Genomic DNA, 12,476 nt, shown 5'->3' on the forward strand with positions numbered 1-12,476 from the left:
ATTTCCCTTAAATTAACTGTAAAGGATTGTATTGTTGAAAATGGGTACATTCTCTGTGATTCAAATATCAAAAAAAGAGAGAATAATGTAATCCTCTCCTGTTCTTCGTTATATGTGAGACTTTTCAATTGACAATGAACTTGTTTTCCTTATGTTTCATTTTTTGAGACTAATACCACGGTTTCAACTGGCTAAGACCGCCAGACTTTTAAATATTGCTGAGCTGTCTCTAGGTTAAAGGTTTTGTCTGCAATAAGGCGCTCAACGAGGGGAGCAACCTCGGACTCACTAGCACCTGCTAGGAGAGCTAGAGATTTGGCCTGTAATTTCATGTGGCCTTGCTGGATGCCCGTACTGACCAAGGCTTTGAGGGCCGCAAAGTTTTGGGCAAGACCGATGGACACGATAATCTGAGCCAATTCCTTAGCTGAAGGATTTCCCAGTAGTTCATGACTGAGAGCTACACGAGGATTGAGTCCGATAGAGCCACCCTTTGTCGCTACCGGCATGGGCAGGGTCATCTCTCCGACCAATTCTTCTGTTTCCATGTCCAGCTTCCATTGACTAAGACCTTGATAGCGTCCATCTCGACTGGCAAAGGCATGAGTCCCAGCTTCGATGGCACGCCAGTCATTACCCGTGGCAATCAAAATGGCATCAATACCATTAAAAATCCCTTTATTGTGAGTCGCTGCTCGGTAGGGATCAGCCTGCGCAAACTGGCTAGCCAAGGCTATTTTCTCCGCAATTTCTCGTCCTTGGTCCCTTTGGGGACTCAAGTAGCGAAAGGCGATACGACAGCTTGCAGTCACCAGAGAATCGGTCGCGTAGTTGGACAAAATTCCCATAAGACTCTGTCCTTGACTGAGTTCTTCTAAGACTGGCTTCAAGGCTTCCAGCATGGTGTTGAGCATATTGGCTCCCATGGCTTCCTGAGTATCAACATGGAGATAAACAACGAGAAAGTCTGTTTCACCTTTGATCTGCTCTACATGTAAATCACGCGCCCCGCCTCCACGTTTGACGATAGAAGGATAGGCTTGATTAGCAAGTTCCAAGAGTTCGGCTTTCTTGCTGGAAATCTTCTCTTGCGCTTGTTCAGGTTCAGCAACTTGATAAAGGGCTACCTGACCGATCATCTGGCGCTGATGAACCTGAGCAGTAAAACCGCCTGCACGCTTGATGATTTTGCTGGCATAACTGGCCGCAGCAACCACAGACGGTTCTTCTGTCACATAGGGAACTGTGTAGTCCTGACCGTTCACCAAAAGCTCTGGAATGATCGAATAAGGTAGAGAAAAAGTTCCCACCACATTCTCACTCAGCTGGTCTACAACTGCCAAGCTGACTTGTTCATCCTGCTCGAGACTCGTTTGCTTTTCAGGACTAAGGAGCGCCTGAGCTCGCAACAACTCAAGGCGCTCATGGTATGATTTTTTAGAAAATCCATTCCAACTTATCTTCATTACTTTTCAACCTTGCTATAACGGCGTTGGTGGTCGACAATTTCCACCAAGGCATAGTCTTGATGTTCATAACCTGCAAATTGAGCTGAGCCAGACTCATCCAACTGCACCTCTTCGAAGAAGACTTTTTCATAGTCTGCAACAGACAATGCTGTACGTTGTTTAAGTTTGCTCAAACGGTCCTTATCAAGGTAAACCTCATAGCCTTCGACCAATTCACCACTAAAGAACTCTGAAACCGCTCCACTTCCGTAACTGTAGAGGGCAATTTTATCTCCAGCCTTCAAAGTCTCTGCATTTTCCAAAAGAGAAAGGAGGCCGAGGAAGAGGGAACCTGTATAGATATTCCCAATCATCTGACTGTAGAGAATGGACTTGTCAAAGTTCTCTTGCAAACTATCCTTTTTTTCTTTAGACAAAGTTTTGTCCATCATCTTGCGCAAGCCTTTTAGGGCCAACTTAGGATAAGGCAAGTGGAAACAGATAGCCGCAAAGTCATCCATCGTCCAATCATAGCGTTTCTTATATTCATCCCAAGTCGTTGTCAGGCAATCAAGATACTGTTGGGTCGAGTACATGCCGTTTACATAAGGAGTGCTTGAGTAGTTCGGACGCCAGAAATCCATGATGTCGCGCGTTTGAGCAACGTTATCATTGTTAAAGGCCATGATGCGTGGATTTTGAGTGATTAGCATCGCTACACTTCCAGCACCCTGAGTTGGTTCACCTGGAGTTCCTACACCATACTTGGCAATATCACTGGCGATGACCAACACCTTAGACTCTGGAGAATTTTCTACATGCAATTTAGCATAATGAAGGGCAGCTGTCGCTCCATAGCAGGCTTCTTTGATTTCAAAGCTACGGGCAAAAGGCTGAATACCTAATAGGCCATGAACAAAGACTGCCGCTGCCTTACTCTGGTCAATCCCTGACTCGGTCGCCACGATGACCATATCAATTTCTTCTTTTTCTTTGTCTGTTAAAATAGAGTTGCTTGCACTAGCTGCCAAGGTAACAATGTCCTCAGTCAGTGGCGCAATACTAATTTCATTTAACAAGAGTCCCTTGCTAAATTTTTCGGGGTCAACTCCCCTCGCTTCTGCTAAGTCTTGTAATTTCAAGACATAGTGACTGGTCGCAAAACCAATCTTATCAATACCGATTGTCATATTTACCTCTGTTTTTTCATTCATTGTAAAAAATCGTTTCATTCTATTTTATCACAAATAGAAATAAAAGAGAGAAAAAAGACTTGATTCAACAAATCAAGTCTTTGCTTTCACTGCATTAGGAAGAGATTCCTCGTTGTTTTCGGATGTAGTAGTAAAGCTTTAGAATTACCGTTCCACTTGCCATTCCAATAGAAATAACGAGGGCTAACATAACTACCAAAGTCGCGCTTGCAATAGCATGACTGTAATCGCCTGTCACAAAGAAAGCTGTCGTTCGATAGGATAAATAACCTGGCACCAAGGGGGCAAGAATAGCCAAGACAAAGACCACCGCTGGTGTCTTGTAGACAATACTTAAAATCTGGCTGATGCAAGAGCCAATTACTGCTGCGATAAAGGTCGCAATAATAACATTGGTTGGTTCTTTGAGCACGAGATAGAGGAGCCAAACACCCATTCCCAAAATACCACCAGGTAGGAGCATGGAGCGTTGAACATTCAGTACGATTAGAAAGGTGATAATGGCGAGTAAACTCGCCACTGCTTGGAGCAAAATACTTGTTAGAGTCATCTTATGTCATCAAAACCAGGGCGACAGAGGTGCCTGCCCCTAAAGCAAGGGTAATGAGCAGAGATTCAAACATCTTGCTCATACCAGAGTTGATATGGTTGGTCATGATATCCCGTACCGCATTTGTCAGAGCAATCCCTGGAACAAAGGGCATGACCGCTCCCGCTATGATCAAGTCTGCCGTCGAATGAAATCCTGTATAGCGGGCCCAGAACTGGGCGATCAATCCAAAAACAAAGGCACCCGCAAAGGCCGTTACAAAAGGAATGCGAACAAACTTCTCTACATAGAGAGAGAAGGCAAATCCAAATAAAGTCGCAATAGCCGCACCAAAAGCGTCATAGACATTGCCCCCAAACATAATCGAGAAGAAAGGGGCACTGAGGGTCGCTGCTACAGTCACTTGGAGCTTGCTATAAGGAAGGGCTTGATTGCCGATTTCTTTGAGCTTTTTAAAGGCTGTCGAGAGATCAATCTGCCCTCCAACAAGTTCTCGTGATACTTGGTTGACATCACAGACTTTTTCGATGTTATAGGAGGATGATGTCACCCGTTTCATCCGAGAAATATTGGTGTTTTCAATCGAAAAGAAAATAGCTGCGGGCATGGCAAGAACATTGCAATCCACTATTCCCTGTGAATGGGCAATGCGAATCATGGTGTCCTCAACCCGATGAATCTCCGAACCACTTTTCAAGAGAATGGTTCCAGCTAGCATAATCACATCAATGACAGCATTTAACTCTCTCGATTCGTCCATTTTCTCCTCCTTTTTCCTACTTCCTATATTTTATCACAAAATCTTGTGAAAAAAAATCTTTGTCATGAAATCATGACAAAGATTCGTTTAATCTCGAGAACTTTCGTGAGTTCCTTCACTATTGGATGAACTGCTAGAAGGAGTATTCCCTTGTTGATTTCCTTGTTGGTTCCCCTGGTTTGGACTTGTAGGAGAACCCTGGTTCCCACGTTGGGCAGGGTTAGAGGATGAAGTTGATGGTGGTGTTTTTGGTTTGTAGATAGAAAGTTTGATACGCGTACTTGCAAGATCAACCTGTTCTCCTGCTCTTGGCGTTTGGCTTACAACAGTTCCTTCTGCCGTTCCTTCAGGAGCAGTCGATACTTCTACAACCTCAATATTTGCTTCCTTCACACCGACAATCTGAGTCAAGTTATTCTTTGTAAACTCGAGACTTGAACCAATGTAGTTCGGCATGCTGACACTAGTCACCTTCTTAGCCACTGTTAAGGTAATCGTAGTGGCTTTTGAGAGATCATAGGTCGAACCCGATGCAGGGGTCTGTCTGAGGACGGTTCCAGGTTCGCTTTCATTGGATTCTTCCTCTTCCATCTTGATTAGATTTTCAGGAACCTTCTTCTCCTTGAGTTCAGCTACAACATCCGTATACTTGCGTCCGACGTAATTGCTCAATTGGAAGGATTGCTTCCCAGAAGAAACGATCAAATTGACCTTGGTTCCTTCTTTTCGGCCGCTGCCAGCTTCAGGATCGGTTCGAATAACGCGTCCTTCCGCTACTGTATCACTAGCTTCAGATTTCTCCTCACCAGCTTCAAACTTAGATTTTTTGAGTGCTTCTTTGGCCTCTGCAACAGTTTGTCCAGCCACATCAGGAATAGGAATCGTTGCAGGTGTTCTAGACAAAATCCAGACCAAAGAGGCTGCAACCAATAGAAGACTGGCCAAAAGAATCATATAGCGAGCCTTAAACTTCCGTTTCTTGGCTGGCTTTGGCGCTGGAGCCGGCTCTGCCACTGGTTGAGTTGGTTTCTTTGGCTGAGGGCGTTCTTCTTGCGCCGGAGCTTTAGGAATCGATGTCAGTGTACTTTGTGGAACTTTAGGTAAAGTCTTAGTGTCTGCCTTACTCGCATCGTCAAAGACCAGTTTCGGCTCATTCCGACGATTATAAGATAAGCTAGTTGACAAGTCCACATACATTTCCGAAACAGACTGATAACGATCTGACAGCTTCTTAGCAGTTGCCTTAATGACAACATTTTCTAAAGCCTGAGGGACAGATGGGTTTTCAGCTATGACGGACGGAAGTGGCTTCTGGAAATGCTGGAGGGCAATCGTAACCGCGCTATCCCCATCATAAGGAATATGACCAGTCAGCATTTCATAGAAGATAATCCCCATTGCATAGATATCACTCTGGAAGGTCGCTTTAGATCCACGTGCTTGCTCAGGTGACAAATAATGAACAGAGCCTAACATTGAGTTGGTCTGGGTCAGACTAGTCTCCGCAAAGGCTACAGCAATCCCAAAGTCCGTGACCTTAGCTGTGCCGTCAGGTGTCAAGAGGATATTTTGAGGTTTCAAATCCCGGTGAACAATTCCTCGAGTATGGGCTAAGCGCATGGCCAAGAGGATTTGCCCCATGATCCGAACTGCTTCTTCATTTGAAAGAGGATAGTGTTCTTTAATATAACGCTTGAGGTCAAGGCCTGCTACGTACTCCATAGCTAGGTACTGTTGACCATCTTCCTCACCAATATCTGTTATCCGAACGATATGAGGATGGTCCAGATCCGCCATAGCCCTCGCTTCACGCTGGAAACGTGCCACAGCAATTGGGTCAGTCTGGTAGTTGGTCCTCAGGACCTTCACTGCCACTTCTTCCCCGTCTAGGATCAAATCCTTGGCCAAGTAAACATCTGCCATGCCTCCTCGACCAATCTGCTTGACAATCCGATACCGCCCGGCAAAAATCTTGCCGATTTGGATCATTCTGCTGCCTCCTCGTTCATGTAAACAAGGGCAACCGTAATGTTGTCTAAACCTCCTGCATTGTTAGCGAAACGAATAAGGGTTGCCGCCTTGTCTGCTAGGGAAATATCGCTGGTTACGATATCATAAATCTCGCTTGCCGAAATCATATTGGTCAAACCATCACTATTGAGCAAGAGATAATCTCCTGACTCCAGTGTAATCATCCCAAAATCTGGCTGGATTTCATCTTTTTGTCCGATAGACTGGGTGATGATATTCTTTTGAGGGTGAGTTTCTGCTTCTTCTGGAGTCAATTGACCAGCCTTGAGCAATTCATTAACCAAGGAATGGTCACTCGTCAACTGGTGGTATTCTTCTCCACGAATCAAACCGATACGAGAATCTCCAATATGAGCATAGATGGCTTGGTTGTCAATAAACGCAACAGCTTCTAGCGTTGTTCCCATACCTCTGTAGGCTTCGTCCTGACCTAGTTGATGAATTTTTTGATTTTCAATCTCCAGGTAGTGGGCAAACCACTCACGAACTTCATTGACTGAGTCAATTTGGGTATCCACCCAAGCCACACCAAGGTCTGTTACCGCCATCTCACTAGCGATATTTCCTGCACGGTGCCCTCCCATCCCGTCAGCCAAGATGATCATAGTGCGTCCTGCTCGGTTGACAAAGTGATTGACATAGTCCTGATTATTTGTCCGTTTCTGACCAACATCTGTTAATAATGCTATTTCCATTGTGTCAGTTCCTTCCTATTCTGATATCTTGCGAAATTGGCTGATAAAGAATCCATCACTTCCATACAATTCAGGAGTAATCAGGATGCAGCCATCTTTCAGGATATCTTTACATTCGTGTTCTAGTTTAACCTGCTCGAACTCGGGATGACTTTCTAAAAAAGCTTCAACAACTTGAAAGTTCTCCTCAGAGACAATAGTACAGGTACTATAAGTTATTATACCACCTTTTCGTAGCGTTTGACAAACACTACCTAATATTTCCAGCTGAATTTCCTGTAAGGAGGTAAAATCTGCCGTTTCTTTATTGTATTTGATGTCTGGTTTGCGACGTAAAAGTCCAATCCCAGAACAGGGAGCATCTACCAAAATCTTATCAAAAGAATCCCGACCGAAAAACTCATGCACCTTTCTGGCATCCAATTTTTGTGTTTGCACTCGCTCTGCCACACCTAAACGCTCCGCATTTTCTTGGATCAAGTCCAACTTATGATCGTAAAGGTCCAAAGCCGTCACCTTACCGGATGTGAGGTAGGAAGCTATATGAGCTGTTTTCCCACCCGGAGCTGCACAAGCATCCAGAACCTGCTCATCACCTTGTGGATCAAGAGTCGGAGCAACCAGTTGACTGGACTCATCTTGGATAGTAATAACCCCTTCAGCAAACAAATCATGGCCTGCAAAGTGGCCGTGCTCCTTGACCAGACCAGTGGCCGCCAAAGGGGAATCAGTCGCCTCTAACACGGCTTTGATTTCCTCTTTTCGGCTCAAGTCAGTCACCCGAATACTGGCTTTGTTGCGTACCAAGAGACTTTTAAAGATGGCTTGTGCTCGCTCTTCACCGTATTCTTCCTTAAGTTTAGATACTAGCCAAACTGGGAGAGAATAGGCAATGGAATCACGCTTGTTTTTGCGTTTGATGCTGTCAATATCTGGCCAGCCTTCTCTTAAGATACGACGAAGGACGGCGTTGACCAATTTCTCACTGCCTTTTTTACGGGCTTTGGCTAGCTCTACCGCTTCATTGACTACAGCGTGACTAGGAATCTTATCCAGATACCGAAGTTGGTAGGCGCTCAGGAGGAGCAGAATATAGAGCCAGTTATCTAGCTTATCTCGGTCTTGGATAAAGTGGGACAGGTACCATTCCAGAGTGAGTTTTCGGGCTACCGTTCCGTAAACAATCTCTGTCACCAAGCCCTTGTCTGCTGCTGAGAGTTGACTCCCTTTGAGGTGTTTATTTAAAGCAATATTGGAGTATGCTTGATTGACAAAAACATCCTCTAACACTGCTAGAGCTAGATTTCTAGCCGTTTCTACTTTAGTCACCAAATCGTTCTCCTACAGTCAGTGTCCGTCCAACTCCGTTGAGGAAGGAAGCAATGTCCATCTTGGGCTTCCCAGCTGGCTGCACTTGCTTGAGAGATAGAGCTCCTTCAGCCGCTGCAACGATTAATTGTTTCTTGCCAATAGAGAGGATCTCACCTGGAGCTCCCTGACCTTCTACTGGCAGGGCTTCATAAATCTTAAAGCGGTCGCCTTTAAGGAAAGTGTGGGCAACAGGCCATGGATTCATCCCTCTGATTTGGTTAAAGAGTTGACGGTTAGTCTTATTCCAGTCCAACTTTTCTTCCTCTGGCTTGATATTTGGCGAGAAAGTGACCTGGCTTTGGTCCTGAGGCACAGGCTTAATCTCCCCAGCAATATAGGCAGGCAGGGTGTCCAAAAGCAAGTCACGACCAACAATGGCTAATTTCTCAAACAAGGTGCCGACATTGTCCTCATCAGTGATAGGAATACTGCGATGAGAAATCATATCCCCTGCATCCATTTCCTTAACCATCTCCATAATGGTCACACCAGCTTCCTTATCCCCTTGAATCAAGGCATAATGAATAGGTGCACCACCACGGTGTTTGGGAAGAAGGGAAGCGTGAACGTTGACCGCAAAGTCCATGCTATCAAGGAGTTTACTTGGGAGAAACTGCCCAAAAGCAGCAGTCACAATTCCATCCGCTCCTAGCTTCATAATGGCTTCCATCTCTGGACTTCCAGATAATTTTTCAGGTTGGTAGATAGGAAGATTTGCTTCTTTGGCAGCCTGCTTGACTGGGGTTTCTTGGATTACTTTTTTACGGCCGACAGCGCGGTCTGGCTGGGTTACAACAGCTAGAATCTCGTAACGATCATCTGATAACAACCCCTTCAAAACTGTTGCTGAAAAGTCGGGTGTCCCCATAAAGATTAGTTTCGTCATTTCTTCTCCTTCTTATAAAAATTGTTGCGGTTCATGGTCAATACTGAGACGAAGCTCACTATTTTCCCGTTCTTGAGTCAAGGCCAAAACCCGATTGAGAGTCTGTCCCAGCTCATCTTCTAAACGGTATTTAATCAAAATCTGGTAATGATAAAGGTTGTGGGTACGTGCGATGGGTTTAGGCGTTGGTCCAAGGATTTTACTAGTTTCCGATAAACCTGAGCGCAAAATCCCCATGACTTCATAGGCACGTTTGACAACCTCTTCTTCTTTCTTGTGAGAGAGGGTAATCCCAATGGTGAAATAATAAGGTGGATAGCCGAGTTGACGCCTAATACTCATTTCATAGGCGTAAAAACCTTCATAGTCCTGTTCCTTGGCAAAACGAATGGCATAGTGCTCCGGATTGTATGACTGAATCAAGACCTGCCCAGCTTTTTCCGCACGACCTGCCCGTCCTGCCACCTGAGTTAAGAGTTGGAAGGTTCTCTCAGAAGAACGGAAATCAGGCAGATTCAAGGCTGTATCCGCATTGAGGACTCCGACTAGGGTCACATTTGGAAAATCCAAGCCCTTAGCAATCATCTGAGTTCCCAACAAGATATCTGCTTCCCCTCGGCCAAACTGGTCAAGAAGAGCTTGGTGACTGCCTTTCTTGCGGGTCGTATCCACATCCATCCGCAGAATGCGAGCCTGAGGAAAGAGTTCTGCCAGTTCATCGTAAGCTTTCTGAGTCCCCGTCCCGTAGTAACGAATACTGCGGCTTTGACAGTTGGGACAGACATGAGGAATCCCCTTTGAAAATCCACAGTAATGGCAGTTCATGGTCTTGGTATCCATGTGGAGAGTCAGAGAAATATCACAGTTGGGACAGCTATCTACCGTTCCACACTCCCGACACATAACAAAACTAGAATAACCCCGACGGTTGAGCATGAGGACTGCCTGTTCTTTTTTATCCAAACGGTCTCGAATGGCCTCTAGCAAAGGAGGCGTAAAGTTTGATGTCTCATTCTGCCCGATATAGTCCCGAAAGTCAATCACTTGAACTTCAGGAATAGTGGCTAAAGGATTGGCCCGTTGGGTCAGACGTAAGTGTTGATAGACACCTTTTCCAGCACGCGCACGGCTCTCTAAGCTCGGTGTCGCTGAGCCAAGGACTAGGGCTGCTTGATTGTACTGGGCCCGTAGAATGGCGACCTCTCTAGCATGATAACGGGGATTGCTGTCTTGTTTGTAGCTAGCTTCATGCTCTTCGTCGATAATTATAACACCTAGATTTTTCAAAGGAGCAAAGATAGCTGATCGAGCGCCAACAACAACTTGGGCATCGCCACGCTCAACCTTGCGCCACTCGTCGTACTTTTCACCATTGGACAGGCCTGAGTGGAGAATGGCCACTTTCTCACCAAATCGGGCAATAAAACGTTCCGTCATCTGTGGCGTCAGGGAAATCTCAGGTACCAGTAAAATAGCTGTTTTACCCTTGTCCAAGGCTCCTTGGATAATCTGCAAATAAACCTCTGTCTTCCCACTTCCTGTAATTCCTTGAAGGAGGAAAGGAGGCTGTTGACTGCCAATAGCACTGACAACGGCATCACGCGCCTGTCTTTGTTCTGGATTCAATTCCAAAGGTATACTTGCTTCAATGCCTTCAAAATAAGCGGCTGAGCGTTGCACTTCCTTTTGGACTAGGGTTAGAGCGCCTTGCTCCACAAAGAAGTTGACTTGCTCGCGTGAGTAGGACTCTAACAAACGAGCCAGAGGAGCACTCTTAGGATGAGACAGCAAATAGTCTCTCAGCTCTGCTTTTTTCTTAGCACGCGCAGAAATCTCAATCTGCTCTAGCTGAGTAGCATCAACCTCATACCAAGACTGGGTCTTGACCTTCTTTTGATCGACTGCCTGGTATTCTAAGCGGAGCAGACCTTTCCTAGTCAAGCGCATCATCTCAGCTTGCTTAGCAAGGTCTAAAGAAGAAAAGACTAGCGAATCTTCTGAACCAAACAAGCGCTCTTTGTCTGCCTGACTCAGACCTTCCAGAGGATAGAGAATCTTGTCATAGCTAGAATTCAGAAATCCTGGAAGCATAGCTTTTAGAATGGAGATTTTATAAGAAAAGACGGACTTGCGTAACTCCTCAGCCAACCAGAGTTGCTCCTGAGTCAAGACAGGAGAAAAATCTAGCACCTCTGCAATCTCTTTCAAGTCCTGACCTTCCATCTCTTCATCTGACTGGGACTCCAGGCCAAGAACAATTCCTTGGATCAAGCGATTGCCCTTGCCGAAGGGGACATGGACCCGCATACCGACTTCCAGCATCTCTACAAATTCCTCTGGGACCTTATAACTATAGGGCTGGTCCGTCTGCATCAGGGGAACATCCACAATAATCTTTGCGATTGCCATCTTCTCACCTCCTTCTTGTCAGCAAATTCTTGCAATAGAAAAAATAAGATTGAGTCCCCCCAACCTTAAATTTTTTCACCATCTTCTTTTTCTTTAGCGATTTGCTCTTTGATTTTCTTTTCTTCTTCTTCTTTGCGGCGTTTTTCTTCTTCGATACGGAGACGAACCGCTTCACGTTTTCCTTCTGGATCTGGGTGAATGGTTACATTTCCTGACTCGATTTCTTCCAAAGCACGAAGAGTTGATTTTTCAGACTTAAACTCTTGAGTTGCTGGCGCACCAGCTTCTAGTTCGTGGGCGCGTTTTGCTTCCAAGATTACGAGTGAATATTTTGATGGCACCTTGTCTAGCAAGGTATCGATAGAGGGTTTTAACATCATTTACTTGTACCTGTTCCTATAATTTATCGAGTAGTTGGAGATTTTGGCAACATCTCCTGGTAGTGACCAATGACACGGTCCACACGGAAGTGTTCTGCTTCGATCACACGCTTGACACGTTCAGCAGCGAGGGGCACCTGATCGTTGACAATGGCATAATCATACTCACGCATGAGAGCAATTTCTTCCTTGGCTTTTTCGATTCGTTGGGCAATCACTTCAGCGCTATCTGTTCCACGACCTACCAAACGGTCTTGCAATTCATCCAAGTCTGGTGGCGTTAGAAAGATAAAGACAGCATCTGGAACCTTTTTCTTAACCTGAAGAGCTCCTTGGACTTCAATCTCAAGAAAGACATCGATTCCCTTGTCCAGAGTTTCATTGACATAGGTCAGAGGAGTTCCATAGTAGTTACCGACATATTCTGCATATTCCAACATCTGACCTTGACGGATCAGCTCTTCAAACTCTTCACGAGTACGGAAGAAATAGTCCACTCCATCCACTTCACCAGGACGTTGCGCACGCGTCGTCATCGATACAGAGTATTGAAATTGATTCTCAGAACTCTCAAAAATCTCTCTTCTAACCGTTCCTTTCCCAACTCCTGAAGGACCAGAAAAAACGATTAGCAAGCCTCGGTCTGCCATTATGTCTCCTTTAGTTAGTCTGTGAAATAAAGTGAAATTTCTCTCGGATACTGATGATAGCGTCAGTTATCCTTCTACAGTC

General features: G+C 45.3%; 11 protein-coding genes. All 11 read right to left on the minus strand.

Features of this window, described 5'->3' with window-relative positions; genetic code table 11:
• Window positions 1-191: 191 nt before the first annotated feature.
• The 11 genes from A6J84_RS05650 to gmk all read right to left on the minus strand — a co-directional run bounded on the left by A6J84_RS05650 (window position 192) and on the right by gmk (window position 12,394).
• Window positions 192-1,466, minus strand: coding sequence for a hydroxymethylglutaryl-CoA reductase, degradative (locus A6J84_RS05650; protein ID WP_095726214.1), 1,275 nt, complete (start codon window positions 1,464-1,466; stop codon window positions 192-194).
• Entirely contained in the window at window positions 1,466-2,638 is a 1,173-nt protein-coding gene (locus tag A6J84_RS05655; RefSeq protein ID WP_095726487.1) for a hydroxymethylglutaryl-CoA synthase, read from the minus strand. The genes A6J84_RS05650 and A6J84_RS05655 overlap by 1 nt, the downstream gene beginning before the upstream one ends.
• Window positions 2,639-2,756: 118 nt before the next feature.
• A complete protein-coding gene (locus tag A6J84_RS05660) occupies window positions 2,757-3,212 on the minus strand; it encodes a threonine/serine exporter family protein (RefSeq protein ID WP_000176902.1) in 456 nt (151 codons plus the stop codon).
• 1 nt (window position 3,213) lies between these two features.
• Complete coding sequence (locus A6J84_RS05665; RefSeq protein WP_095726215.1) at window positions 3,214-3,972, minus strand: threonine/serine exporter family protein; 759 nt, start codon at window positions 3,970-3,972, stop codon at window positions 3,214-3,216.
• Window positions 3,973-4,059: 87 nt separating this feature from the next.
• Window positions 4,060-5,961, minus strand: a complete 1,902-nt coding sequence (pknB, locus tag A6J84_RS05670) for a Stk1 family PASTA domain-containing Ser/Thr kinase (protein ID WP_095726216.1) — start codon at window positions 5,959-5,961, stop codon at window positions 4,060-4,062.
• Entirely contained in the window at window positions 5,958-6,698 is a 741-nt protein-coding gene (locus A6J84_RS05675) for a Stp1/IreP family PP2C-type Ser/Thr phosphatase (protein ID WP_000401527.1), read from the minus strand. The genes pknB and A6J84_RS05675 overlap by 4 nt, the downstream gene beginning before the upstream one ends.
• Window positions 6,699-6,713: 15 nt before the next feature.
• A complete protein-coding gene (gene rsmB, locus A6J84_RS05680; RefSeq protein ID WP_185758118.1) occupies window positions 6,714-8,027 on the minus strand; it encodes a 16S rRNA (cytosine(967)-C(5))-methyltransferase RsmB in 1,314 nt (437 codons plus the stop codon).
• On the minus strand, window positions 8,020-8,955 hold the full coding sequence (fmt, locus tag A6J84_RS05685; protein WP_095726218.1) for a methionyl-tRNA formyltransferase: 936 nt from the start codon (window positions 8,953-8,955) through the stop codon (window positions 8,020-8,022). Before fmt ends, rsmB begins: the two co-directional genes overlap by 8 nt.
• A gap of 12 nt (window positions 8,956-8,967) precedes the next feature.
• Window positions 8,968-11,364, minus strand: coding sequence for a primosomal protein N' (locus A6J84_RS05690; RefSeq protein ID WP_095726219.1), 2,397 nt, complete (start codon window positions 11,362-11,364; stop codon window positions 8,968-8,970).
• A gap of 65 nt (window positions 11,365-11,429) precedes the next feature.
• Complete coding sequence (gene rpoZ, locus A6J84_RS05695; protein ID WP_002874282.1) at window positions 11,430-11,744, minus strand: DNA-directed RNA polymerase subunit omega; 315 nt, start codon at window positions 11,742-11,744, stop codon at window positions 11,430-11,432.
• Between the two features lie 23 nt (window positions 11,745-11,767).
• Window positions 11,768-12,394 (minus strand): guanylate kinase, encoded by a 627-nt coding sequence (gene gmk / locus A6J84_RS05700; RefSeq protein ID WP_000775041.1) that lies wholly within the window; start codon window positions 12,392-12,394, stop codon window positions 11,768-11,770.
• Between the last annotated feature and the right edge of the window lie 82 nt (window positions 12,395-12,476).

Origin of the sequence: Streptococcus sp. FDAARGOS_256 (assembly GCF_002289235.2) — a bacterium.
In the GTDB taxonomy this organism is placed as follows: domain Bacteria; phylum Bacillota; class Bacilli; order Lactobacillales; family Streptococcaceae; genus Streptococcus.